This window comes from Virgibacillus necropolis, assembly GCF_044793635.1.
GTDB lineage: Bacteria > Bacillota > Bacilli > Bacillales > Amphibacillaceae > Virgibacillus_F > Virgibacillus_F necropolis_A.
Map to the genome: position 1 here is coordinate 3249657 of NZ_CP084992.1, position 25629 is coordinate 3275285.

Below are 25629 nucleotides of genomic sequence, written 5' to 3' on the forward strand. Positions count from 1 at the left end.
TTAACTGCTAAAATGAGAGAGGGACAAGACGCATGTCCCTCTAATCCTATCTATCCTTTGTTACTTTAACAAAACAAAAATAAGCGAATACCCCTGCAGCAATTACCCATAGTGCAACAACGCCTAATGGTAGCCAGGAACCTGTTTCGTGCATCGTAATTAATTGTAAAATGGGAAACGTGTCTGCTATTTTTATTGCGAGACTGTTTTCGCCAAGCTGTAAAAATTGGATCATAGGCGTGAATCCAAATAAAAACATGACAGGCATTAAATATGCAGACGTTGAAGCAACAGATTTAACAAAAAGACCAATACCAATTCCGAGAAATAGAAAGAATAAAAATAAAAGAAATAAGCCGATGACTGCTTGAATTGACAAGAAAGGATCAATGCCAATAATGAGTAGGGATAGGATCAATGTGATCAATGTTACCAACCCCGTAACCAAGCTTTTACCAACAATGATGTCTAAAAAAGACGCAGGTGACAAAATCAGTCCACGTAACGTTTTCTTCTCATTTTCTTCAGCCATCATCGTCATCATGCAGCTCGAAGTGACGGATGAAAAGGTTACACCAACAATAAGATATACCATTTCTAGCGGTATCGCTTCGTCTCCGCCTAACCGGCTATATAATATTGCTAGGATAACAGGTATAATCGGCATCATTAACAACATCATATTTTTCATGAAATCTTTCATATCTTTTTCAAAAATCGCGCTAATGCGTTGCATGTTCATTATACTAACTCCTTTCCAGTAACTTTCAAAAAGACTTCCCCGAGCGTTGGATTGTCGGTATGCATAGCCTTTACACTGCCACTTGCAATCAGGTCTTTAATTTTATCCGCATTCTCAGATTCATTTTCGAGTATAAGTTTTTCACCAGAAATCGTTTCCACATGAAATGCATGATTGGAATGTTTGTAGCGTAAAGCATCTGGATTATCCAATTCTTGAATTTTACCGTTATCCAAAAAAGCTACACGGTCGCACAATGCGGTTGCTTCCTCCATGTTATGCGTAGTTAAAAAGATCGTTGTCCCTTCAGCATTTAACTTCTTTAATCCTCGGTGGATCTGTGCCATATTTGCAGGATCTAACGCTGATGTCGGTTCGTCTAAAAATACAAGCTTCGGCTTATGGATAAGTGCCTTTGCAAGAAGAATGCGTTGTTTCATCCCTTTTGACAACTTTGAAACTACTTTCGTCCGTTCACCTTCCAAATTAACCTCACGTAGCATGAAATCAATTCGATCCAGTGGCGCATTGTATAACTTACAAAACAGCTTTAAATTATCATAAACAGTCTGCCGTTCATACAACGAGCTATTATCGGATAAAATCCCAATTTGTGATTTGAAATTGGCAGTTCTGAACAAATTAGATTGATTACCCAGTACTTTCACGTCACCATATGTTCGCTCAAGCTCTCCAGTCAAAATTTTAATTGTGGTCGTTTTACCAGATCCACTTGGCCCAAGTAAGCCAAAAATCTCTCCTTGTTTCACATCGAAACTTACGTCATCAATCGCAGCATTTTTATCAAAAATTCTTCGTAATCCTGTTATTTCAATCGCATTTTCCAATTAAATAGCCTCCCCTAATGTTCTATACAAACAATACATTGTTTACTTGATAAATGCAGTTATATCAAGGTGAAATGTAACTAAAGGAGGCTAAAGTGTACCTATTTTAAGTTGAATATTTCTTGAATATCTTGTATTTTTGTTCGGGACAAAGGGATAGTCGATTGGCTTTTGTTATCAATTCTAAGGGAGTATGTATTTTTCGACCACGTTATGATTTCACGTACCTTTTGCAAATTAACAATATAAGATCGATGGCAACGATAAAAACCGTAAAACTCCAATTTCTTCTCAATTTCAGAAAGCGTTGAATCCATAGCAAATGATTCATCATTAATGACTATATTGGATTTCCCATCCTGGCTTTCAATGTAATCAATTTCTGGGGGGTCGAATAAAATAACCTTATCGTCAATCTTCGCAGGGATTTTAAATAAATTTGCTATTGAAGGTGAAGTAGATGGTTCAGTTTTCGTGGCATCTAACTCTTCTGATTCAATTTCAATTTTATGTAATCCTTTTTCCTCCAGCCTGTATGCAACATCACCAAGAAGTAGCGCGTGTTCCATGTTCGATACTAAAACAAGCACAGGTACACCGTCCTCCATTAGCGCTTTTAGCATTTCAATGAATGTATGGATTGTTAAAATATCAACACCATGAATCGGTTCCTGAAATACACAAGGTCTAGCTCCCACCATATAATCTTTTGCATAATATACACGCGCTATTTCAGATGATGAGCTCTTGGAGAGCCTAGTATCTGCACATTTTTGTAGCTTAAACATAACAAGAATCTCGGGTATTGGTGTTTGGCAGCCGAACCATTTATGGTAAAAAGCAATATTTTCTTTAATTGTTAATCGTTCATACAGCCCGGCCTGGCGATCAAAGACAGTAATGTCACCATCTTGCTGAATTACCTTAATCAGCTCCGCTTGTATATCGGCATCACTATACAAAGCAGTGGTATTTGAATCATTTACTGTAATGGAAAAGGCCGGGAGAATATTGCTTTTCGCAACATCATTATCAATCTTGTAATCTGTCATATGAAAAACTCCTATTGAAAATTAGTAAAGAGGGACGTGGCTCAGATTCTCATCCCGCAAACCATAAAAGCGTTATAGTACATATAGAAACATCATAAACCATACATGCTAATCCTGTCATTTTTCGAAACAATTATAAAGTGACAGGGATACGACTGGACCTTTTTTTTGCTTTCGATAATAACATGGCTATTATAATCAATATTGATGTGATGCTAGCTAAGCGAAAAATGAGTGTAACAGAACTGTCAGAGAGAGTTGGAATAACGATGGCTAATCTTTCTATACTGAAAAATGGAAAGGCAAAAGCCATTAGATTATCAACTTTAGAGGCAATATGTAAGGCATTAGATTGTCAACCCGGTGATCTTCTGGAATATACAGGTGATATTGTGACGCAAGAGGGGGGACCTAAATGAGGGTAATGCTAAAATATATATTTTTTTCGTTGCTACTATTACTACTCATCACCGGATGCAATTCAAGTAGCAATGTAAATGAAGATTTATTTAAATTCAAAGATTCATATGTAGGTGATAATAGTGTAGTAGAGAACATTGTAAGGCAATTACCAAATGGTGAATATGTTGAAGGATTTGAGCTTGAAACAAAAGAAGCCCCTTATGGAATGATTCTGGAGTACGGTGATATAGAAGCTACAATGATAGATGATGCTATTAAAGAAACAGCAATATACAATGCTACATTTATTTTTGCATTGGTAAAAAATGCAGAATGGATTACGTTTGAGTTTGGCAAACAAACACACACAGTAACAAAAAAGAAATTACAAGGTTGGTATGGTAAGGAATTAAGCGAATTTACAAATGAAGATAATCTAAGAAACCTTATCGAGGAGTACTTGGAAAACGAAAATAAAGTCAATCAGTTCTTTGAAAAGTAGATCCACCGAGGTCACATTGCAAGAACTTCTTTAGCAGCGGTTAAGCATAAGGGAAAACGATGAGTCTCCATCTTTAGCGTGATGGCTACCGGGATTAGTTAATAAACCTTAAAGCCCTGAATCTTTTTACAAAGGTTCAGGGCTTTATTGAATAGAGTGATTCCGATTGGGCTCGAACCAACGACTTCCACCCTGTCAAGGTGGCGCTCTCCCAGCTGAGCTACGGAATCGTATGAGGTTATTAATATATTTACTATATAGTACCTTTAAATACTGTGTCAATAGTTTTCCGCTTTTCTATTAGAATGATATCATTCTAGTTAATTAACTTACTAACTCTTCTATCATTTCCCATTGCAGGAAAAACAATTGGTATCTATGATAAAATGAGAGAATGTGTTTAGAAAAATACACACTGATTACCAACTTAGGAGTGGAACAAGATTGGACAAAAAAGACATAGCAAATATTCGTAAACAATTCAAAGTAGATAATGACCTATTGAAAATACAAGAAATTTTTAATGTGTATATCATGAAAGAATCGAGTGATATTTACCACCATCAGAGTATGCCATTTGAAATGCTGGAACAGGAACAAAAAGAGTTATTTATGGAAAATTTTAAAAAAGTACTAGCTGGTCAGCTGGACGAAAAGTTATTTGAATTGAAGTTCCAGCGTGATGTGGAAAATAACAGTCAGCTCATTCTCCACCAAGGCCTATTAAGTAATGATACAGAAGAATGGAAGGGCCAAATGCTTAAGCTCGTAGAAAAAATGCTGAAGGATAAGCAATATGAGATGGATATTGTCGTAACCTTTATTCGGGGAGAATATATGAAGCCGATGAAGCGGCAGAGTGATGAATCGGAAGAAAGTGTACGTGATACCGTTTATTCAAATCCCTTTATTTTGTGCAGTATGAATAAAACGCAGGATCCTAAGAAAGAATTACTGTTTGATTATGTTGAAAAAGAGTTCAAGTATAATATAGTTGTAGATCCAATTATCAATCTGAAAGCTCCAATATCAGGATTTCTTTTCCCTACAATTACGGATAATTTTGCGGATGTCAATCACGTGCTTTACTCGTCAGGAAAGAAGAATGAACTGAATTATCATTTTATCGAAGAAGTATTAAATGCAGAAGAGATAATGACTGCTTCAGAAGATAAAATTGTTTTTGAGGAAATTGTGAAAAACGTAGCCGGTGATCAAAAAATCAATACGTCCACACTTTCAAATGTATACGAAGAGATTCATCGTGTCGTCGAAGAGAATGAAGAGGAAAATATACCGAAATTAGACTACAAAGATGTAGAAAAAGTTTTAACAAGCAGTGGAATACAAGATGTAAACACGGAAAAGGTAGAGTCCGCTTTTAAAACGGTGATTGATGATGAAAGTTATGAGTTTAAAGCAAATAACATTGTACCAAAATATACTTCAAAATCTATCAAAATAGAGACGAAAATAGCGAATATCTCCATTAGTCCACAAGACTTAAGATATGTACGTCAAGTCCATTTCAATGGGAAGAGTTTTTTAATGATGGAAGTGGAAGAAAATACGGTGATTGAAGGCTTCGAAATGATTCCAGAAGCTTTGTATAATAAAGCAGAAGAGAATGAATGATTCGCTAAAAGTAGAGACAGGAACCAAGTAAATAATGGGAAATAATAAGCAAAACCTTTAATCTATCTTTAGATTGAAGGTTCTTTTTTTAAATACTCGTAGTTAGAGGGCTGCTGTGTGTGTATCATAAGTGCTTTTTCTTTTATCCAACTATCCGAAAAATTACACTATGTAATCAGATTATATGAAATTTTATGTTAATATAATTTATATATGTTTACTCATAAATCCGTGCTTATGGGGTGAATGGTATTGAGAAAGGAAGAAGGAACGAAAAAAGCGATAAAAATAGTGACATTTTAGAACTAATTTCCTTTTGGATACCTGAATTGATTCTATTTGGGTTTAAAATAATTCTTTGGATGTTTAAAGGTATAGGAAGGTTTATAGGAGGCGTATTTGATAGAGTTTAAGTTTAATGTGATATATCGGAAAAGATAAAACGAATTTAAATACGTTTGAAATACTTATTATAGTTTAAGAAAGTTTGAGATTGGCTATCACGTTATTATTTTTTACTTGTACTTTAATTAATTGCTGGTAGTTGCTTACTTGGAATATAAAAACTGACCAGATTATGTAAAAGGGGGAAGAATTATCAGTGTATAGCTATGGTCTTGAACCAATATTCTGGCTGAAGTTAGTTTTGATTCTAGCTATTATTCTAGTATTGTTAGTTTCATTCAATGAAGTTATGAGTAAATGGCTAAAAGTTGAGAAGAAGAAACTTTTTTCATTTTTTTCATATAACCATGTAAATGAGAAACATAAGAAAGTAGATTGGACGATACGGATAACTTTTATAGTTATTATAATTCTTGGGTATTTCATTAATAGCATGAGCAACCCAATGGAGAGCAACTGGTTTTTTGAACCATGGTTTTTGCTGTTTATTTTAATTGTTGTATCTGAAACGGCTCGAGCTATTATGGAATGGAAATATGCTGCAAATCGAAATGCCTATATTTTAACGATTAGTCAATTAGTATTTATCATTATATTATTAACATCAATGTTTACGACTAACTTTTTCGGTTGGTTTGGATAACATAAAAGGGTAGTCATAGTTTAGTTTTTTATACTCCTTTTACTAAGGGATAGGAGGAATTTAATATGTTTTTGTCAACGGCAGTTGGTGGGTTCCATGTAGGAGATATGATCTTTCAGTTATTTTCATTCTTAATTGTAATAACTATAGTTGTCGGGATTGTTTCATTGATTGTTATGTCAAACAAAAGAAATAAGCGATTAAATAGAGTAGAGGAAAAGCTAGATAAGTTGCAATCGGAAAAAGAGAAGTAAAACTTTTGGAGGTGCTTTATGGAGTTTTATAATTTCAGTAAAGACAGTGGCAAAAAGATTTCAAAATTTAATTCAGATTTTGTTATGTCTCGTATTATTCAAACTGTAAAGGAAACTAATATTGGGTGTATGTACATAGAAGAAAACGGTATTATTGGTTTTCATAAAGCAGGAGTACCTCAACTTCTTTTAATTATGAATGGTGAAGGTTATGTGAGAGGTGAAAAAGAACAATATTTTCAGGTGCAGGCTGGGGATGCTGTCTTTTGGAATAAAGATGAATGGCACGAAACAAAAACAAGTATTGGTTTAACTGCGATTGTCATTGAAAGTGAAGGGTTAGATCCATCTTCGTTTATGGCTCGTGAGAAATAGATGGTGGTAACACTATTTAATTATCTGTGGTGCTACAGGGGTTAGTGCTGTTCAACGTTTCTTAATGGGTTCCTTATCTGAAGCAATCGTACGTTCAGCAAAATGTGATGTTTTAGTTATCCGTACACCTGTTTTACATGCTGTTAAATGATAACATCAAAGAGCGTGTATGATTTTTTATCATACACGCTCTTTGTCTGCTATTGATATTACTATTTTTCAATTCATTCAGCGTTTTTTTAAAATGAAAAGGGTGATCAACCAATAAATTGCATGATAAGCTGATTAAACTTATCACGTTCTTCCCAAAAGGGACCATGACCGCTGAACTGAAACGGGACAAGCTTTGAATTTCTTATTTTTTGATTCAGTTCCTGAGCTTGCGCAAATGGAATAACTTTGTCGTGAACGCCGTGAATTAGTAAAGTAGGGACAACTATTTTTTGCAGGTCAGGATCAAGCCTTTCATCTCTTAAAGTAGTTATAATTGCCGCTGTTGACCAACCTGCTGCTTCTAACCCCAATCCAATAAACCAGTCTGAGAATGGGACTGTTATATATTGAAAGAAAAAAGTTTCTGTTACTCCCCGCATCATTTTAGGTCGGTCATTTAATGTTTCGGCAAGAAGGGTATTAGCAGTTTCTGTAGAAAATCCTGTGGGCGCTGCAGCGTCTATAAGGACAAGATTAGATACTCCGTAACCACTGTATCGGGCCATATAACGAATGGCGATAGATCCTCCCGTGGAGTGCCCTGCCAGTGTGAAATTGTTTAATTGAAGTGCATCAACTACGGCGCGAATATCATCTGCCAATTGGTCAAAATTATAGCCGCTAATTGGTTTATCCGACTTACCGAATCCTCTCCAGTCAATACCAATACAGCGGTAACCCATTTTGGGAAGAACATCAAATTGATACTCGAACTGTTTATGATTTAACGGCCAACCATGTAAAAAAACGATCGTCTTGCTGCCCCCAGGATTTAAATCTTCCACATACAATTTTACGTCAGATTCTACACGAACAAAGTATCCCACACCGATTCCCCCGTATAATTAAAATAGGTTCAACAATAAGCTATTCAACTAGGCAAAATTAGGTGAATGCCTATTCCTTGTTCCGTGCAATTTATATAGTCTGAAACTTTTAATCAAAATTTAAAATATTGCCCGAATTAGTGCATTTAAAAATGTATAATAGTGGTAATATTTTATATAGAGGGGTTGTTTTAAAATGCATGAAATTGAAAATGTAATTGAATCCTATTTTGAAAGTTGGAATCAAGGATTTAAGACTAAGGACGATTCAGAAATAAGAAGCTATTTGTCTTCCGATTTTATGGGTTATTGGTCTCAAGCAGGAATGCGTGAGCCATATTCTTACGGAAGAGAAATTGATCTAGCTGCTTCTCTAAAGGAAATGGGTAATGGAATAAAAGAATATCAACATTTTCATTTATCGGAAAGGGACGGCGGTAATGAGGTAGTCACCATCGGTATTGAAACAAATATTATTAATAACGAAACACATAAAGCCCAAAGTATGTTTGTATGGCGAAAAGAATCTAATCAGTGGAAACTATTAAGAGAATATATTGAAATAGAGGGAAATTAAAATTGAGGGTGTCTATAATTATTTGTTTTTTGTAGAAGAATATACGTGGATAGAAATATGACAAAACATTCAAAGGAGATATGATGACACAGAATAATGAAATGGGATGGAACTTTGATAACAGTTATGCCCGTCTGCCGGAATTATTTTTTGAAAGCACCGAGCCAACCCCTGTACGTTCACCGGAATTGGTCATTTTCAATAAGTCTTTGGCAAATTCTTTAGGACTGGATGCTCAGAAGCTACAGAGAGAAGAAGGTGTAGAAGTTTTGGCTGGCAACCAGATTCCTGAAGCGGCTTTGCCGATTTCCCAGGCTTATGCGGGCCATCAGTTCGGGAACTTTACCATGTTAGGGGACGGTCGGGCTGTGCTGCTGGGCGAGCAGACCACCTCTTCAGGTGAACGGTTTGACATTCAGCTCAAGGGTTCAGGCCGAACACCATTCTCCCGCGGAGGCGATGGACGAGCGACATTAGGACCGATGCTACGTGAATATATTATCAGTGAAGCCATGCATGCGCTTCGTATTCCGACCAACCGTAGCCTTTCTGTTGTAACTACTGGGGAGCCTGTTATTCGCGAAACCGAGCTGCCTGGTGCCGTTCTGACTCGTGTGGCTGCAAGTCATTTGCGCATCGGTACCTTTGAATACGTGGCAAATTGGGGCACTAGGGAGGAACTTCGGATTCTTGCTGACTATGCAATAAAGCGTCATTTTCCGGACATTGAAGACAATGAGGATCGATACCTTTCGCTGTTTGAAGAATTGGTCAAGCGTCAGGCAGAATTGATTGTGAAATGGCAACTCGTAGGCTTTATCCATGGAGTGATGAACACCGACAATATGACCATCAGCGGAGAAACCATCGATTATGGGCCATGCGCCTTTATGGATGAATATGACCCGGCAACGGTATTCAGTTCCATTGATGTTCAAGGCCGCTATGCCTATCAGAATCAGCCGGCAATTGGCCAGTGGAATCTCGCGCGCTTTGCTGAAACACTTTTACCGCTGTTTCATGAAAATCAGGATCATGCGGTCGAACTAGCCCAGGAGGCTCTTGCCAAATTCAAGGAGTTGTATCATCGTCATTGGCTTGAGGGAATGAGGGAAAAACTAGGAATTCAGAACGAAGAGGACCAGGATGAATCGTTGATTGAAAACCTTCTAAATATAATGGAGGATCACCGTGCAGACTTTACCAATACATTTCGTGCCTTAACGTTAGATAAGCCGGAGGACACGGCCATGAATGGGACACTAGAATTTACCGAGTGGTATAACCAATGGCAGGCTAGACTGGCAAGACAAGAGAAATCAAAAACGTCTGCCTATCAATTGATGAAGAACTCGAACCCCGCAGTTATCCCTCGCAATCACCGGGTAGAAGAGGCGCTTGAAGCTGCAGTTGAAAAAGGAGACTATAGCGTGATGGAGCGGCTTATGGATGTTCTTGCAAATCCTTATGCGTATTCTCCTGAGCAGGAAGAATATACGAAATTGCCTGAGCCATCAAACCAGCCTTACCGAACTTTTTGCGGTACCTGATTTAAAATGTTAAGTGCCTGACCCCAAACACGCTAAACGCCAGCGTACCTGAGGTTGGGCGCTTTTTTTGTATATTTATTTCTGCACATGTCCCTCGAGTAAACATTTTCCATAGAGAGAAAGTATATTTTCATTCCAATTTATTATGTTATAATGGGAACAAATGTTCCTAAAGTGGAGGTTGTGTCATGAAAAACATGATAATGAGGTCAATCCAAAATAAGGAAAAGATTGAAATGATTTATCTTTCAGAGGATAACCAGGCAACCCAAAGAATTATCCGGGTACTTAAAATCAATAATGAAATGATAATAGCCTATTGCTATACCAGAAGAACGATTAGAACATTCAAACTGGAAAATATACTATCGATTGGATCAGTTAGAAAAAGGATGGGTGCTTAGTAATGAGTATGAACGATAGAGGTACGAAAAAATGGACGGCAATGATGCTACCAGAGCACATTGAATTGTTAAAGAAGATGTGGGAAGAAACCGATTATAAAGAAAAGCCTATTCTTGATGAGCAACAAATTGCTGAAATGGAATTGAAACTCCAATGTGCTTTGCATAATAATCTAACGGTTGAAATCAAATATTATGATAAACCTCATTATTCCGTAGCAAGAGGTAAGCTACTTATGATAAATGCAGGTACTGGTATTTTACGATTGGGAGAGAAAGAAATTGATCTAGAGAATGTACTTGATGTTTATATTGATTAGGTTCTTGGTTTGATTATTATATTTGGAAAATTGAAACTATCGCATCCCACAATCGTATACCTATTATAGTGGAGAGGTAGTGTGCAACATGAAAAAATAATCTTATGTACGTTGTAAAGCTCCAAATGAAGAAAATACTTATTTCAAGTCTAAGTCAATCTTTCAGGGAGTGAGCAAATGAAAAAAGAAAAGCTAATTAAAAAGTATGATAAACAGGTAAAAATGTATGAAAATAATCGTGCTAATCAAAAGCTTGCTGGATGGAGAAATCAAATAATAAGAAACGCATACGGAAAAATCTTAGAGGTCGGAGTTGGAGCTGGAGCGAACTTTCCTTACTATGATAGGAATAATGTTGAGGTAACAGGAGTTGATTTTAGTTCAGAGATGATTAAGAGTGCCAAAGGAGCAGCATCAAATTTTCAAGTGAAAGCAGAATTTATACAAGAAGATATTGATGAGTTAATTTTAGAACACAACTCTTTTGATTGCATCGTATCAACCCTTTCACTTTGCAGTTATCCTGACCCAATTGTAACATTAAGTAAATTTAACAGTTGGTGCCGTAAGGATGGGATCATATTGTTAATGGAACATGGTCTGAGTTCTAATCCAATACTGTCCTTTACCCAAAAAATGATTGACCCACTATATACTAAAATATCTGGATGTCATTGTAACAGAAATATCAATAAGATAATCGAAAAATCTAATCTTCAGGTTGATCATATCGAACGTTATTGGTCGGATATCCTCTATTTAATACGGGCAAAACCTTCTAAGTAACAGTTCGATTCTTACTAAGCTAAAAGGTGCGTTTCTGTAATTTAAAACTCATCTATTTTACAATAGCGAAGACACTAAATGATAATAAGTACGGATAATTAACATCAGAAGAACGAGGAGGGTTTCTTAAATGAAGCTCTCTTTTTTTGTGGGAAAGTGTTAGAATTGAATAAAATATTTTAAATCTTTCAAGAGCAATATTAAGCGAAGGCTGTTTTCGTAAAGAATGTTGCTTTCGAGAGAATAGATATAAACTGCATCACAGTGTACCGCTCCGGAAATACACTACGCTTTCCGCGGGCTCGCGATGAGCCTCCTCGCGAGCAAAAACCGCTCACTGCGGGGTCTCATCGTCTTCGCTGTTTCCGCAGGAGTCTTCGTGTTTTTCCTCCGCTAACATGGTGTCTAGAAGCAGTGATATATAGCTCCTTTCATTATTATGGCAGTTGATTGGAGCGGAGGACCGTTGACTCCTGCGGGAACAGCACGAGTCTGAAGACCCCGCAGCGGTGGTCTTCCGCGAGGAGGCTGAAGCCGTGCCCGCGGAAAGCAACGGTCCGTAGCGGAAATCAACATAGCACTTACGTCGCAATATATATCAACTATGAAGATGAAAGGCAACAATCCGTACGGAAGGAGCCTAAGCGAAAAAGACGAGACCTTGTACAGCGAATTACTCTTATCCCTTACGGATAGCCTTATTCAAACTGATTTTTCTACAGACTAAAAAAAGATTACACGTTAACAGGTTAATAAAAGGGATTAGTCTACATAATCAGATAAGAAAATGGATTTGAAATAGAGGGAGGAATAAAATTGTCTTTAAAAGTAGGCGATATTATTGCATTTGAACGGACTTTCAAGACAGAAGATGTTGAGTTATTTACTAGAATTTCAGGTGATGAAGGCTCTCATCATCTTACGCCCGATGAACAAGGAAGATTGGTGGTTCAGGGATTGCTGACTGCTACATTACCAACAAAGGTTGGTGGTGATCACAACGTACTGGCTCGTAATATGAATTTTGAGTTTTTAAGGCCTGTTTTTACGGAGGATACAATAATTTGTGAAGTTAAAATTGAAAAATACGAGAGACAAGAAAATAATAGAACAGCTATTATAGCATCCTTCATATGTAAAAATCAAAATGAAAAAGAAGTATTAAAAGGGGATTTTTCAGGTGTAATTCTTTAAAATCCTGATTTCGTTGAAACATAATTGTTTAGTAATTGAATCTGAGGAGGAAACGCTTATGAAAAAATCCGGTTTTATTTTCTTTGAAAGAAAATTTCCAAGTGCAAACATGATCCTTGTTAAGGGTCAGCTCCCGATCCTTATTGATACTGGCTTTGGGAGTGATGCGAAAGATACTGAGCAATTAATTAAAGAAGCAGGCGTTTCACCAGAAGAATTACACCTTATAGTGAACACGCACTATCATAGTGATCATGTAGGAGGAAATTTTCATCTTCAAAATAATTATGGTGTTACGATTGCTGCTCATAAATGGGAAGCTGATTTAATTAATTCTTGTGACCCTGAAGCCTGTAGTGCAGAATGGTTAGACCAGCCTGTAGAACCTTATCGAGTCGATACAAAGCTAGAAGATTGCGATGAGATTAATACAGGAAATAGAACATTGAAAGTCTTGTGCACACCGGGACATACGTTAGGGCATATTTCTTTATATGATCCGGAAGGAGAGATATTAATTTGCGGGGATCTCTTTCACAAAAATGATATCGGATGGTTAAATATCTTTCGAGAAGGTGTTACATCTATCCAACGATCTATGGAAAGTTTGGATCGGTTGTCCAAGCTCCAGATCAGACAGGCATATTCAGGACATGGCCCTCAAATAGATAATCCTAGGGTTTCCATTGATGCAGCAAGAAAACGATTTGGTAAGTGGATCAAAATGCCAGAAAAGGTTTCATGGCATGCTTGTAAGAGAATTTTTTCATTCACATTAATCATTAAAAACGGATTAGCAAAAGAAGAAATCAATAACTACTTATTAAACTGTGGTTGGTTCCAGGATTTTGCACGCTACTCTTTCCAGCTTCAGCCAGAAGAATTTATTCAAATCCTGCTCGATGAAATGATTCGTTCGGGAGCAGCAACCTGGCACAATAATCATTTAATCGCTGCCACTCCATACCAAGCACCACAAAAGAAATGGATGTATAAGAACATGAAGCCGAAAGATTGGAAACCTCAAGATGTTCTCACTTAACAAAAGAAGGGTAATTGAATGGAAAACTGTTGTATCCCGCCTGAAAGTAATAGGGATATCGCGTTTTTTTGCCGTGACCGCTTAAGCAGTTATGTTTAACAAGAAAATTTTGAGTTTAATGGTGAATTTTATAGGAGAGTGATTTAATGAAAACAAACAGTGGAGGAATAAAGATTCCACTCTATTTTTTGATTTTGGCAATAGTATCTATATTATCAGGTTTAGTTAACACAAGGTATTTGATAGATCCAGATGGGACTTTTGATATTATACTCGGAATCATTGGAGTGGGAGCTATTATCGGTTCAATAATTCTCTTTAAAGAATATAAACGCTTAAGGCCTGATTAAAGGCAAAAAGAAGGAATTTTAATAAGGCCTCTGTACATCTAATTTACCTTATTGCTTAAATAATTCACCTCGGTCAGGTGTTTGAGGTGGTTCTTCCACCCAATTATTACTTATCATAATTTCTAGTCCATCCTTAGCGTATAATGCAATTTCTATTGATAACCTTTGATAATTTAATACTAAATCATATCTCATACTAGCTGTTGAGGCAGTAGCATAGTTTCCTTGACCACTTGCACTTAATATACTTATTAAAAACATCATCAGCTTGTCTGAGAAAACCCGGGTCGTAGAGTCAGTTACACAGTTATCCCATGACATTGGTGAACTAAGATCCGATTGGGATAGGGTTTCTGAGAATATTTTTTTGTGTTTTTGAGAAATTTCTTTACCTCGTCGCATAAAGGCCATAACTTCTTTAGAATTGGTTGTTTGGGCAAATCCTGTACTAATGCTGTCACCAACGCCATTCGTTTTTAAATTTTGGAAAAGATGTAGGACTTCGATGTGATTTAATGACCTTTTGTTAAAAGGTTTAAGTCCACTTGATAGATATCCTTTTCCTTCAATATATTCAACCTCATCCGGCTTTGTAATGTAGGGGGATCTAATATATGTCCCTTTCGATAAAGCCGTGTCAACTGTTAAATTAAATAGCTCAGAATTCTCAGCAAGCAACGTTGTAAAGAGTGATCGAATATCATTACGAGTGGAGGTTCCTTGTGAAATACTCCAAGCCAACATTCCTGCTGTACCCAAATTTTCAATAAAGGATAACATGAAACCATCTGAAAATAATCTTGGTGATTTTAAGTCTACATCCTTCTCAGAAAAACCATCTGGTAAAGGAATTTCCTCAAGTTGAAATATTTGTCCAATATCATTAACGGCCCTTTCAGCAATTTCTAGTGCTCGCTCAACTACAGGGCGAATATCGTTGTCTTCTACTGTTTCTCGGAAATATTTTAGGATCTGGGTAGACATACTATTTTGATTATATTGCGTCCAAAGCATTGCCATTTCTGACGAAGTAATTTGGGGTTTCTCCATAGGGATACCTTCTCCTTTTATACATTATCTTGTTAGTAAGTGTTCCCAACTAATTTTCTAATATTTATCAATTAAATAGAAAATACATTAACAGACATTCAATAGGTAACAAATGCAAGAGTTGAAGAAGCTAGTTTACTTATTGTACTAACGAAGCATAAAGTTGAACAAAGGCGTTATGAAACCCAGTTCTTTCAACCGATCCATTTGCTTTTGCTATAGGTAACGGAACCCGTTAAACTTCTTACTAATCTTCTTTTCAAAACCAACAATCGCAGATATAATAAGTTTAATTGGAGGTGAAAATAATGGAACAATCAGGAATAAAGGAAATATTACATGCATTGGAACTTCATTCGGGACAAATTGATAAAAAGTTGCAAAGTCATTTTAAGCAAACCGAAAAGCTGTTGAAAGTTCACTTTGAACAAACTGAAAAACAGTTGAACCATCATTTTGAACGAACCAATAAGATGTTTGAACGCTTTGAAAAACGGATGGATAATCGATTTGACCGACTTGAGAAAAAGTTTGATATTGAGAGAAACACAAGAAACAGTTGATTTTCTATCCAGTAAGTATTTACATCAGGAGAAGAAAATCCGCAATATCTAACATTGAAGCAGTGTAATTCCTCAAATACCTCTTTTGCAAAGTTGAACCACGTACATTGGCTCCAAATAAAAATATAATCATCGTAAGAGTTCATTCAGCGTATTTTTACTGAGCTGATTAAAGTGCGTAATCCCTAAAACGCGGGTTAGGCGCTTTTTATTTTTCAATCAATTCTGTATAATTGTTCTTACATATTAAAGAGGAGGAAATTAACATGCAAAAAAACTTAACATTTTTTTCAAACCAACAGGTAGGGGTGAAAAAAATAGGGTAGGTTGGTAACAATATTCCAAAATGATTCACTCCTGCTTGTTTATTACATTCAATAAACATCATGCAGGAGGATAAAAAATTGAAAAAAGGTACATTAGCTTTTCAAAATGTTCGTGTTTTATTTTGGGCAGAATTATTCGGGAGTGTTCGATTTATACAGCCCGTACTGGCTTTATTTTATTTCGCTCGTGGACTGGATGAAGCATCCATTCTTTGGGTATTGCTCTTCTGGAGTACTGGTGTATTGATTGGGGAAGTCCCGACAGGTATGTTTGCTGATCGTTATGGTGCAAAGCTATCATTTATGATTGGTGCTATATTAAGTATGGCTAGTCACGGAATGTTGATCTGGGCGTATGAGCCTTGGATTTTCTTCGCGAGTAGTCTTTTGAGTGGATTTGCCGTAACATTTTTCAGTGGTGCTGATGAAGCATTAATCTATGAATCTTTAAAAGAATCCAATGAAGAGAATTTGATGGATAAGGCCCTTGGAATTATCCAGTCTGCTCAATTTGTTGTCATGGTTTTTGTACTGATTATAGGTGCCATTATTGCAAAAGATTTAACCAATGATCAGTTTATTTTGCTCATTTTGTTAGGACTTGTTTTCCAGTCCATTCAGATTGTTCTTTTATTCTTTGTTAAAAATCCAACGAACGTCGGCAACTACCGTGAAAAGCCTTTTAAACAAGTTAAAGAAGGAATGCTTGCAATAAAAAGAGCTCCACAAGTATTTTGGATGTTCTTAAATATCACGCTCGTATTCATTCCAACGGCAGCTATATTTAATGTCTTTAATGACAAATTACTCAGTGATGCAGAGTTACCCGTTTATTTAATTGGTTTTGTCTTTGCGTGCTTAGCAATACTAAGCTTTTTTGTTTCCCGTTCGATTGGATGGATAACATCTCGGATATCACGGATAACGGTTTTATATGTTACTGGGGCAATGGGGGTAATGGGATTATTAATCGTTGCCTATTATCGGGAAACACTTTGGATCTTACTTATCGTAATGGTCATCCTTCGTTTTGTGCAAACGGTGCGCTATCCAGTTTACGCTCAATTAGCCAACGATATCATTCCATCACACGTAAGAGCTACAACGATTTCGTTGTTATCTATTATTGATTCTGTTTGTGACCTGATTATTTTCGGCAGTGTGGCGGGTATCGCAGTATATGGATTTGAAAAAATATTTTTGGTAAGTGCAGCTATTGCATTAGTCGGGGTCTTATTGCCAATACGGCCAGTGAATAAAAAATAAAAATCTTTAAAAACATACAGCAGGGTGACTAGCCTTGCTGTTTTTTTAATAATTTGGAAGAAGAAAAGAGTGATAGTTTAACCATAGGTTCTTTTTTGGATTGTGTAGTGGGATAGGGTCCTGTTCCCTTGCAATCGGTGTGTATTATAAGAACCAATAATGTGATAAACAAACTACTTCCTACCTAATTTTTCGCCAGCTGCCCTGATTAGAACTTTTCAAACGCTCCACCGCGATATAAAATATGCTATGTTGTTCGTCTGAAGTTCTGGTTTCTTTTGCGTTTCTCCATCCAACAGCTAAAATATAAATATTCTTATAATCTCTATCATAGTAATAGATGAATCTCATATCTGGTTTATCTTTTGGGGAGGATTCCTTGACTGAAAAGAATTTATATTCAAGCCATTCCCTTAGATCATAACGCAATTCCCACCCTGGTCGGAATGGCTCTTGTTTAGCTTTATTTATAGAATCAGTGAAGGAATCATAAAAGACATCAAAGTCTTGTATTTGCTCAGCAATTTTAGTTAAATCGAAGTTAATAACCTCTTCATGCCAAAGTTCATTCCCCATGTTCATTTTTCTGCCTTTTGAAATCCCGTTTAATATCATCATGGTTTAGTGATTCTTTTACATCTTTTGGTAGAACAACATTACCAGAATCAAAATCTGTATTAGGTATATCTTCAGTCTCTTCTTTTCTTCTTTGACTAAATGTCGGATCTACTTCATTCATTTCATTTTCTGTTTGGAATTGGCTTTTCGGAATTTGGTAACCTTTTCGTTGTGTTTTGCCAGGACTATTATCTTCTTTGTATTCAATTTTCTCTTCTGCAATCCATTTATAAACAGTTTGCTTATTAACATCAAATAGTTCTGCGACATCTTTAACTGAATAATACCCCTGATCCCTTTTTTCATCGAGAGCATTGAAATCAGCAAAACGAGCTACAGCATTTAATTCATAGATTAGTTTTTGTGTACTTGGATCATTTAGATTAATGTCATCTTCGGCTTTTTGAGCCAATTCAATAATAATGTCGTGTGCTTCCTTGTTCGGATTCACCATATTCATCACCTCATTCTTAGTATAACATATTATTAAACTTATTAAACTTTTTATATTTATTAATTACGGGAAGTATAAATAATCATAAATGGTAAGGCAGTCTTATAAGTGTAATATAAAGATATATATTAGATGAAATTATCAGCAATTGAAAAGCTAAAACCGTAGGATAAACGTATTACCAAAGAACGGAGGTGACAACATTGACGAACTATCAAAAGTTGTATTCGTATTTGCCGGGAGGTGAAAAACCCTTTGTATGCGAACAAAATCTCTTATATACCGAGTATGCCCAGGAGATGGGGGAGTTCGCTGAATGTTTTTATGAAGCGGGATTTGTTGATAAAGCTTATACGGATACATTAGAAGAATACGGTATAACAGATTTTAATGAAATAGATCGTAAAATTTCAACTGCAGATGAACGACTAATTAAAGCCATTTTAACAAAAATGATTAGGGATGAGAGATTTACTTCAGGAGCATGGATTTCCTATGCGAAAAAGGGTTTGTTTGAAAAAGTGCTTCGGCGAATTGGAGAACTTTATGGGATTGCTGATGATTAAAAACAAATCAACTATCCGTTATTCTGAAACTGATGCAAACAATTAATCTACAATATTTTGAGCTATACATGATCATCATGTATGGCTTTTCAGATTTATAGATTGGGAGAAATCCCCCTGTTCTTGTGAATACGTTTTCAGAAACTTTACTCAAAGGGTTGACTTTAACAAATAGACTGCATTATACTTTTACGTAATAAATGTTTACTGTTAACTTTTCAGAAAACTTAAAAAGAGGTAATTTCCATGAAAATTGAAAAGCAGAATATGAGCAATCAAGTGCTCGAATATTTGCGCAAACAAATTATTTTAGGCCAATTCAAAGAGGGTGATTATCTAGTAGAAGCTACGTTATCCAAGCAACTTGAAGTTAGTCGTGGACCGATAAGAGAAGCCATTTCAAAGCTTGCGGCAGAGAATTTGGTTGAAAAACATTCGAACGGTAGGACAGTAGTGAAAGGTTTTGATATTAAAGATATTAAAAACCTTTACGACAGTAGAATCCTTTTAGAAACGCATGCTCTAACACAGATTGATCCTGCCGTATTAGAAAAAAATAAGCATTATCTTTATTTGTTTATTGATCAAATGTGGGAGTCTTATGAGAAGGGTAATAGGGATATCGAATCTGACTTTACGTTCCATGGTTTTTTAGTGAAGCTATCTGAAAATAATACGCTCATTCAGCTGTGGACATCGTTAAGAGAGGTTTTCCGAACATTGATTGATATTACGAGTGAGGTAACAGAGTCAAAACAGCAGGAGATCATTGATGAACATGTGAAAATAGTTGATGCAATGGTTGCTGGTAATATCGAGGAAGCGCAGAAGTTCCTGACGAATCATTTACTGGAAGCTTGTGAATATTGCTGTGAAGGCAAGAGATTATATGTAGGGAGAGATGAAAATGTCCAATCAGAAAATTAAGTGCGCAATCATTGGCTCGGGGAATATAGGTACAGATTTAATGTATAAAATACTTAGAAGTGACAAGCTGGAACTGACCACAATGATTGGAATTGATCGTAACTCTAAAGGATTAGCATTAGCTAAAGAATATGGGGTTAAACCTATTTATAACGGGATTGATGGTTTTCTAGAAGAACCAGAATTGGCTGATATTGTTTTTGAAGCCACCTCCGCAAAGGCACATGCACATAATGCACCTCTTTTAAAAGAGTTGGGTAAAAAGGCGATTGATCTGACACCAGCTGCGGTAGGTCCGTTTTTAGTTCCTTCTGTTAATCTCTTTGAAGACGAAGTAGCTCATTTAGATAATGTGAATATGGTTACTTGTGGTGGTCAAGCAACGATTCCTATTGTCAAGGCGATTTCGGATGTGGTAAAGGTTAACTATGCAGAAATTGTAGCCTCTATTTCGAGCAAAAGTGCTGGACCTGGTACTCGTCAAAATATCGACGAGTTTACGGTGACGACAGCGAATGCTTTGCGTGAGGTTGGGGGAGCAGAAGAGTCAAAAGCAATCATCACCTTAAACCCAGCAGAGCCACCTATTTTAATGAGGAATACGATTCATGTTCAAACGGCACAACCTGCGGAACCATTAAAGGAAGATATCTTAGATTCATTGGATTCTATTTTAAAGACAGTGCAAAGCTACGTAAAAGGCTATCGATTTAAAGCAGATCCAGTGATTAAAGACAACGTGGTAACTGTATCTGTGGAAGTAGAAGGAAACGGAGATTTTCTTCCTAACTATGCTGGAAACTTAGATATTATTACGTCAGCTTCTGTGCGAACAGGTGAAGTTATGGCGGACTATTTAGTGAAGGGGGAAGCTGTGAAATGAGTCGTGATAAAAAAGTGATTTTTAATGATGTAACGTTAAGAGACGGGATGCACGCTATTTCCCACCAATATTCGACTGAACAAATAGCTGAACTTACTAGATTAATAGATGAATCCGGTGTTGATATTATTGAAGCTACGCATGGAGACGGGTTAGGTGGAAGTTCGATTCAGTTTGGTTTTTCAAAAGAAACAGAGAAAGATATTATTACAACTGCTGTGAAGCATGCAAAAAATGCAAAGGTTGGGGTTCTGCTCCTACCCGGAATTGGTACAATCGATCACTTGAAGCGCGCGAGAGAATGGGGAGCTTCCGTTGTTCGAATCGCTACCCATTGTAGTGAGGCGGATGTGTCGGAACAGCATATAAAAACGGCAGTAGAAATGGGCATGGATACGGTAGGATTTTTGATGATGTCGCATCGATCCTCACCAGAAGATTTATTAGAACAAGCTAAGAAAATGGAGTCCTACGGGGCAGGAACCATTTACGTAGTAGATTCTGCAGGAGCATTGACGATGGATGATACACGACGCAGACTCTCCTTATTTAAGGAAAATTTAAGTACCCAGGTTGGCTTTCATGGGCATAATAACTTATCATTAGGAGTCGCCAATTCAATTGTTGCGATAGAAGAAGGCGCAGACCGTGTAGATACAAGCTTAGCTGGCATGGGGGCTGGAGCTGGGAATACAGCAACTGAACAGCTTGTTGCTGTGATGAACAAATTAAATCTCCCTCATTCGGTAGACTTATATAAATCAATGGATGCAGCTGAAAATGTTGTGAAGCCAATGATGAATAGGCCTGTTCAAATTGATCGCCTTAGCTTGACTTTGGGATATACAGGTGTTTATTCTAGCTTTCTACTTTTCGCGGAGAGAGCCGGCAAAGAATATGGCGTGGACCCGCGTGATATTCTAACAAAGATTAGTGAAATGGGTGCAGTCGGAGGACAGGAAGACTGGATTATCGGTGTTGCCCAGGATCTAGCAAAAGAACAAAAGGTACACGTGTAAAAATAGAAATATCCAAGTACGGTTAGGCAATTCCGTACTTGGATATTTTTTCGGTTGAGGATAATTCCAAAACGAACCAACCACCCTTTGTTAGCTTTGGCGAGCAATTAGGGTAGTTATTTTATCTCTAAACAGTGAGCCGCCCCTTTGAAGGCTATTGCACTCAGGCTGAATGGTGTTAGTCGCACCGTTCAGTCTTTATTAATGTATGAACTTCTATTTATAGTATACCTGGCCGTGCCCTAAGGTGCGCAACGGTCCGTAGCGGAAATCAACCAGCAGTTACGTCGCAGTTATATCAACTATGAAGATGAAAGGCAACAATGCGTACGAAAAGAGCCAAAAATAAAAAACATTGTACACAAGTATAAAATGCTGGAGTTAAGACAGTTATGATCCACTTTTGTCCTTACTTAGTCAACGGAATCTTAATATCTTCACCAACTTCAAGAATGGTATCTTGGCGATCCTTAACTGGAGCGAAAATCATGATGTACTCATCAGGAGCACCTTCTACTTCACCTTTACTAAAAATCGGAACAATTCTTTCACCAGCTGATTCTAAAAATACACCGGATTTACTTTCATCAACGATATAGCCGAATTCCTTATCATTTTTTCTAGCATGAAGAAATTGATGTTCCAGTTTACTCAGTACATGGTACCTGTTTCCATCCGGGCCAATGTGGGGTTTAATGTCAGAACCGGAAACCACAACTCTTGTTTCTAATCCTGAAAACTCTACCTTATTAACCGTATAAGTTTCATCCTTAAAGGTAAATTCTTTATTTACTTCTACTGTTTTTCTGTCCGAAGTAGCGGATTTATTAAGCGTGAACTCAATTGGCCAGGTTGTTTGTACACTACCTCTACCTTCATCCCATATGGTTAAGTTTTTAATCTCTAGCCGAATGTTTTGTCCTTCATATTCTTTTATGGATTCAAAGGATAATGCTTCTGCTTTTTTGTTTTCTTCACTATCGTAATATTCACTGCCCCAACCTACATTATCCAGTGTCTGCCTTTGTCCATTTTCCGTAATCAATTCTATCGAACTGACACCTTCGAAAAGGTCGATATAATAGTTCTTTAAATCTGTTGAATCACTTTGATAGGTTAATAAAAGTTTTGTCTCCTTATCATCCGTCATTACACTCTCAAAATGTACAGTTATGTCATGTTTTTTATCGTAATAGGTTTGATCAATTGGTTGACCTAGACCTTCATAAATAGCAGTCCTCACACCAGCGTCATCAATATGCTCGCTTGAAAATATTTTGTCATATAACCCTTGAAGAGACGCTAGTACAGGGGTATACATTACTGTCATAATACAAATTAAGCAAGCTGCTGCGACTAGTGATAATCGTTTGTAAAGTGTTCTTTTTTTAGTTAGAGTGCTGACATTACTAGGCTTAACAACCTTGTCACGATATCCTGACTTTTCCGCTTTATGTATCTTATTCTCAATTTCATCAAAAACATCTGGTACTTGTTTTTCTACAGCATCGTCCAAATGCTTCCGAATTTGATCTTTATTCATCAGAATTCCTCCTATTCCAGAGCTTTTCTCAGTTTATTTAATGCCACACGATATTTCCAAAGTACTGTCCCCAAGGGCATTTCAACTATTTTAGCGATTTCTCTGTGCTTCATTCCTGAGATATCCTTTAGGATGACAATCTGTCTCTCCTCGCCATCAAGCAATTCCAGGTATTTTGCCAACACCATTTTATCTACAGGATCCTCCGTCAGATATTCCATGCGTTCAAAATAATCATTGTCAAATCCTGTTAATTCACGTTTTTTCTTTCGATACAGATCTAATGCTGTATTTCTCGATACTGAAACTAGCCATGCTTTAACATTTGAAATCTCATTATGTTTCCTGTACTGGAAGAGTTTGATATACACTTCCTGTAACACATCTTCAGCTAATTCAAAGTCTCTTAGTATGGATAGCGCCATCGCAAACACGTCTTTCTTATGTTCACGGAATAATTGTTTGAATTCTGTTATGTCGTGCATGGATTTATCTGATTGCTGGAAACTCATTTCGTTCATTTTGCGCCTCCTTTCACATAGTAGACGTTTTGGGGTTCTGTTTTATTGGTAAAAATAAATTTTTATTTGTGACTCCTCGTCTCAGGAATATATTGAAATTCATCTGTCGTATATGTTTGTGACACCTATTCCATTGGACTGCGATTGTATATAAAAGAGGGGCTACTTCTACTATCGTTTTTATTTGGAAAGAAGTGTCATATGGGGGGAGAAAATAATTGGTAAGGGCGTTCTGGATTGGTGCAGAAGAAGATTGGGCAAATGTATTTATTTGTGAGTATATCTTTTATCATGAATATGGTCTACAAGTCAGTCAAATTATAGGGAATCCACTGTTGTATTTTGTCGTTTTGTAATAATTTTTGTTAATTTTGTTGCGTTTGTTGATTACTTTGAATAGGGTGGGGTATAATATGTGTAGGAGGTGAGATGCCATGACACACATTGTAGACCATGAACAAGATAAAATATGGGAAAGTATCCAAACGTTAGCTAAGATTGATGTAGATCAAGCAAGATCGGTCTTCATAGCGGCTCTTGAACGTTCATTACAGCAATTTGGTTTACCAACCTCTGCAATTTCTACGATGCATTTATCGCTACCAAGTACAGATGATCTAGTTCAACTTCAAAGCATCGAAAAAAGTATGCGGAAAGCTTTTTCTAATCAAGACGAAGAAAAAACTTACGAATTGTTGGTGGACTATATTGAGTACCTAAGTCTGGTGGTAGACAATGATTCTCGAACCACTCGGAAAAAACTGTTAACTTCTTTGCTATTAGAAAGACATACTAGTAAAAAGGAGCGACCTAAAATGTATCGTTTATCTCCAGTAAAATCAGCGGTTGTTTCACAAACTCTATCAGCAAATCCAACTGTTCAAATAGAAACTAATTACTTCACACCTAGTGAAGTAGCCAAAAAATTAGGATTAAGTGGTCAGACTATTCGAAGACTGTGTGATAAGGGGAAATTTGAAGGTGCCTATAAAACAGATGGTGGCCATTGGAAAATTCCCCAAGATGCCTTTATTACAACAAATGAACAAGATCAAAAAGCAGAATCTGTATTAAGAAGAATTGATGAAAAAAATCAGGAAGCGGGGGAAGTTGATGAATTTGATCTATGAAGCCCCGAATCCGCAAAAGGTGTTCATTGACACAACTGTACTTTGTGGGGCCTTGCGGGTCAATGGTGCCAATCGAACAATTCTTAAAGCAGCCCGATTTCCCAAAATCTTTCAACCTGTTATATCACGAATTTGTTTGTTTGTATTCGTTCGAAATGCCTCAGAAGGTCTTGGGAAAGGAGAAAAGATGGTGATTTATACCCAAGAAGAAATTGAAGCATTTTTTGGATGAATTTTTAACACCTATTTTCGATTATTACTTACATCTTCCGGTTAATAGTTTAATAGGAAGATACAGTGTAGAAACTATTATTCGAGAGCATCGCCCTATTGGAGAAGTATTAGTTGAATTGAGCGGTTGTAATCATGAAGTTGCTCAAGAAATTGCATCGACGCAAGAAATGTCTGAGCCACTCGGACGTTTTGATCAAGACGACTTTCACGTTTGGATTACAGCCGTAAAAGAAGAATGTGATTACATATTAACAACCAATCATCGCCGTTTTCCATCACTAATCGGAAATATCCAACGTATTCATCCGAGTGACTTTTATGAACATTTATCAAATCCTTAATCGTTAAGTTTCGTACAAGTTACTGTCCATGAAGAAATGTCCATAGACAGACCTTGTACGATTTGTA

33 protein-coding genes, 1 tRNA gene and 1 pseudogene are annotated in these 25629 nt (G+C 36.7%); 25 read left to right on the forward strand and 10 right to left on the reverse strand.

The features are described from left to right. Positions 1-46 precede the first annotated feature (46 nt). The 3 genes from LG329_RS15920 to LG329_RS15930 form a co-directional block, all read right to left on the reverse strand. Positions 47-742: an ABC transporter permease gene (locus tag LG329_RS15920; protein WP_404451806.1), complete on the reverse strand. Its 696-nt coding sequence runs from the start codon at positions 740-742 to the stop codon at positions 47-49. Next, positions 742-1590, reverse strand: a complete 849-nt coding sequence (locus LG329_RS15925) for an ABC transporter ATP-binding protein (protein ID WP_404451807.1) — start codon at positions 1588-1590, stop codon at positions 742-744. The genes LG329_RS15920 and LG329_RS15925 overlap by 1 nt, the downstream gene beginning before the upstream one ends. 101 nt (positions 1591-1691) lie before the next feature. Then, positions 1692-2642 (reverse strand): LytTR family transcriptional regulator DNA-binding domain-containing protein, encoded by a 951-nt coding sequence (locus LG329_RS15930; protein ID WP_404451808.1) that lies wholly within the window; start codon positions 2640-2642, stop codon positions 1692-1694. A gap of 185 nt (positions 2643-2827) precedes the next feature. On the opposite strand from LG329_RS15930, the gene LG329_RS15935 reads away from it, so the two are divergent. Both LG329_RS15935 and LG329_RS15940 read left to right on the forward strand, forming a co-directional pair. After that, positions 2828-3061: a helix-turn-helix domain-containing protein gene (locus LG329_RS15935; protein WP_404451809.1), complete on the forward strand. Its 234-nt coding sequence runs from the start codon at positions 2828-2830 to the stop codon at positions 3059-3061. After that, positions 3058-3546 (forward strand): DUF4825 domain-containing protein, encoded by a 489-nt coding sequence (locus LG329_RS15940; protein WP_404451810.1) that lies wholly within the window; start codon positions 3058-3060, stop codon positions 3544-3546. Before LG329_RS15935 ends, LG329_RS15940 begins: the two co-directional genes overlap by 4 nt. A 157-nt stretch (positions 3547-3703) precedes the next feature. Here the strand turns inward: LG329_RS15940 and LG329_RS15945 are convergent. Beyond that, positions 3704-3776, reverse strand: a tRNA-Val gene (locus tag LG329_RS15945). Positions 3777-3990: 214 nt separating this feature from the next. Between LG329_RS15945 and LG329_RS15950 the strand changes: the two genes are divergently transcribed. From LG329_RS15950 to LG329_RS15970, 5 genes and pseudogenes are all read left to right on the forward strand, one after another. Next, a complete protein-coding gene (locus tag LG329_RS15950) occupies positions 3991-5181 on the forward strand; it encodes a DUF4317 domain-containing protein (RefSeq protein ID WP_404451811.1) in 1191 nt (396 codons plus the stop codon). A gap of 601 nt (positions 5182-5782) precedes the next feature. Next, positions 5783-6229, forward strand: a complete 447-nt coding sequence (locus tag LG329_RS15955; RefSeq protein WP_404451812.1) for a DUF4181 domain-containing protein — start codon at positions 5783-5785, stop codon at positions 6227-6229. A 65-nt stretch (positions 6230-6294) separates the two neighbouring features. Further along, positions 6295-6483 carry a hypothetical protein gene (locus LG329_RS15960; protein WP_404451813.1) on the forward strand — a complete coding sequence of 63 codons (189 nt, stop codon included), beginning with the start codon at positions 6295-6297 and terminating at the stop codon, positions 6481-6483. Between the two features lie 18 nt (positions 6484-6501). Further along, positions 6502-6858, forward strand: coding sequence for a cupin (locus LG329_RS15965; protein ID WP_404451814.1), 357 nt, complete (start codon positions 6502-6504; stop codon positions 6856-6858). Between the two features lie 16 nt (positions 6859-6874). After that, positions 6875-7009, forward strand: a pseudogene (locus LG329_RS15970) (universal stress protein); the annotation flags it as partial. A gap of 106 nt (positions 7010-7115) precedes the next feature. Here LG329_RS15970 and LG329_RS15975 read toward each other — a convergent pair. Then, positions 7116-7898, reverse strand: a complete 783-nt coding sequence (locus LG329_RS15975; RefSeq protein ID WP_404451815.1) for an alpha/beta fold hydrolase — start codon at positions 7896-7898, stop codon at positions 7116-7118. 196 nt (positions 7899-8094) lie between these two features. Here LG329_RS15975 and LG329_RS15980 point away from each other — a divergent pair, with 196 nt between their 5' ends. The 8 genes from LG329_RS15980 to LG329_RS16015 all read left to right on the forward strand — a co-directional run bounded on the left by LG329_RS15980 (position 8095) and on the right by LG329_RS16015 (position 14121). Beyond that, positions 8095-8475, forward strand: a complete 381-nt coding sequence (locus LG329_RS15980; protein WP_404451816.1) for a DUF4440 domain-containing protein — start codon at positions 8095-8097, stop codon at positions 8473-8475. 83 nt (positions 8476-8558) lie between these two features. Next, on the forward strand, positions 8559-10025 hold the full coding sequence (locus tag LG329_RS15985) for a YdiU family protein (protein ID WP_404451817.1): 1467 nt from the start codon (positions 8559-8561) through the stop codon (positions 10023-10025). A gap of 188 nt (positions 10026-10213) precedes the next feature. Then, complete coding sequence (locus tag LG329_RS15990; RefSeq protein ID WP_404451818.1) at positions 10214-10429, forward strand: hypothetical protein; 216 nt, start codon at positions 10214-10216, stop codon at positions 10427-10429. A 2-nt stretch (positions 10430-10431) separates the two neighbouring features. After that, entirely contained in the window at positions 10432-10749 is a 318-nt protein-coding gene (locus tag LG329_RS15995; RefSeq protein WP_404451819.1) for a YolD-like family protein, read from the forward strand. Between the two features lie 177 nt (positions 10750-10926). Continuing rightward, a complete protein-coding gene (locus LG329_RS16000) occupies positions 10927-11535 on the forward strand; it encodes a class I SAM-dependent methyltransferase (protein ID WP_404451820.1) in 609 nt (202 codons plus the stop codon). A gap of 816 nt (positions 11536-12351) precedes the next feature. Beyond that, complete coding sequence (locus tag LG329_RS16005; RefSeq protein ID WP_404451821.1) at positions 12352-12729, forward strand: hotdog domain-containing protein; 378 nt, start codon at positions 12352-12354, stop codon at positions 12727-12729. A 58-nt stretch (positions 12730-12787) separates the two neighbouring features. After that, positions 12788-13771 (forward strand): MBL fold metallo-hydrolase, encoded by a 984-nt coding sequence (locus LG329_RS16010; protein ID WP_404451822.1) that lies wholly within the window; start codon positions 12788-12790, stop codon positions 13769-13771. 146 nt (positions 13772-13917) lie between these two features. Then, positions 13918-14121 (forward strand): hypothetical protein, encoded by a 204-nt coding sequence (locus LG329_RS16015; RefSeq protein ID WP_404451823.1) that lies wholly within the window; start codon positions 13918-13920, stop codon positions 14119-14121. Between the two features lie 48 nt (positions 14122-14169). Here the strand turns inward: LG329_RS16015 and LG329_RS16020 are convergent, their stop codons facing one another. Beyond that, entirely contained in the window at positions 14170-15171 is a 1002-nt protein-coding gene (locus LG329_RS16020; RefSeq protein WP_404451824.1) for a DUF3231 family protein, read from the reverse strand. A gap of 308 nt (positions 15172-15479) precedes the next feature. On the opposite strand from LG329_RS16020, the gene LG329_RS16025 reads away from it, so the two are divergent. Further along, complete coding sequence (locus tag LG329_RS16025; RefSeq protein ID WP_404451825.1) at positions 15480-15734, forward strand: hypothetical protein; 255 nt, start codon at positions 15480-15482, stop codon at positions 15732-15734. 404 nt (positions 15735-16138) lie between these two features. Next, entirely contained in the window at positions 16139-17326 is a 1188-nt protein-coding gene (locus LG329_RS16030; protein WP_404451826.1) for an MFS transporter, read from the forward strand. Positions 17327-17506: 180 nt separating this feature from the next. Here LG329_RS16030 and LG329_RS16035 read toward each other — a convergent pair whose 3' ends face one another. Beyond that, positions 17507-17902, reverse strand: a complete 396-nt coding sequence (locus tag LG329_RS16035) for a hypothetical protein (RefSeq protein ID WP_404451827.1) — start codon at positions 17900-17902, stop codon at positions 17507-17509. Continuing rightward, on the reverse strand, positions 17892-18398 hold the full coding sequence (locus LG329_RS16040; protein ID WP_404451828.1) for a helix-turn-helix domain-containing protein: 507 nt from the start codon (positions 18396-18398) through the stop codon (positions 17892-17894). Before LG329_RS16040 ends, LG329_RS16035 begins: the two co-directional genes overlap by 11 nt. A 203-nt stretch (positions 18399-18601) precedes the next feature. Between LG329_RS16040 and LG329_RS16045 the strand changes: the two genes are divergently transcribed. The 4 genes from LG329_RS16045 (at position 18602) to dmpG (ending at position 21793) form a co-directional block, all read left to right on the forward strand. Then, positions 18602-18964: a DUF6508 domain-containing protein gene (locus LG329_RS16045; protein ID WP_404451829.1), complete on the forward strand. Its 363-nt coding sequence runs from the start codon at positions 18602-18604 to the stop codon at positions 18962-18964. 246 nt (positions 18965-19210) lie between these two features. Then, positions 19211-19891 (forward strand): GntR family transcriptional regulator, encoded by a 681-nt coding sequence (locus LG329_RS16050; RefSeq protein ID WP_404451830.1) that lies wholly within the window; start codon positions 19211-19213, stop codon positions 19889-19891. Continuing rightward, on the forward strand, positions 19872-20774 hold the full coding sequence (locus tag LG329_RS16055; RefSeq protein ID WP_404451831.1) for an acetaldehyde dehydrogenase (acetylating): 903 nt from the start codon (positions 19872-19874) through the stop codon (positions 20772-20774). The genes LG329_RS16050 and LG329_RS16055 overlap by 20 nt, the downstream gene beginning before the upstream one ends. Continuing rightward, complete coding sequence (dmpG, locus tag LG329_RS16060) at positions 20771-21793, forward strand: 4-hydroxy-2-oxovalerate aldolase (protein WP_404451832.1); 1023 nt, start codon at positions 20771-20773, stop codon at positions 21791-21793. The genes LG329_RS16055 and dmpG overlap by 4 nt, the downstream gene beginning before the upstream one ends. 409 nt (positions 21794-22202) lie before the next feature. Here the strand turns inward: dmpG and LG329_RS16065 are convergent, their stop codons facing one another. Then, entirely contained in the window at positions 22203-23336 is a 1134-nt protein-coding gene (locus LG329_RS16065) for a DUF4179 domain-containing protein (protein WP_404451833.1), read from the reverse strand. Between the two features lie 11 nt (positions 23337-23347). After that, positions 23348-23857, reverse strand: coding sequence for an RNA polymerase sigma factor (locus LG329_RS16070; RefSeq protein ID WP_404451834.1), 510 nt, complete (start codon positions 23855-23857; stop codon positions 23348-23350). A gap of 218 nt (positions 23858-24075) precedes the next feature. Between LG329_RS16070 and LG329_RS16075 the strand changes: the two genes are divergently transcribed. The 4 genes from LG329_RS16075 to LG329_RS16090 all read left to right on the forward strand — a co-directional run bounded on the left by LG329_RS16075 (position 24076) and on the right by LG329_RS16090 (position 25562). Next, positions 24076-24213, forward strand: a complete 138-nt coding sequence (locus LG329_RS16075; RefSeq protein WP_404451835.1) for a hypothetical protein — start codon at positions 24076-24078, stop codon at positions 24211-24213. A 78-nt stretch (positions 24214-24291) separates the two neighbouring features. Further along, positions 24292-24987, forward strand: coding sequence for a helix-turn-helix domain-containing protein (locus tag LG329_RS16080; RefSeq protein WP_404451836.1), 696 nt, complete (start codon positions 24292-24294; stop codon positions 24985-24987). Further along, positions 24971-25219, forward strand: a complete 249-nt coding sequence (locus LG329_RS16085; protein ID WP_404451837.1) for a hypothetical protein — start codon at positions 24971-24973, stop codon at positions 25217-25219. The genes LG329_RS16080 and LG329_RS16085 overlap by 17 nt, the downstream gene beginning before the upstream one ends. Next, on the forward strand, positions 25212-25562 hold the full coding sequence (locus LG329_RS16090) for a hypothetical protein (RefSeq protein ID WP_404451838.1): 351 nt from the start codon (positions 25212-25214) through the stop codon (positions 25560-25562). The genes LG329_RS16085 and LG329_RS16090 overlap by 8 nt, the downstream gene beginning before the upstream one ends. Positions 25563-25629: the final 67 nt, after the last annotated feature.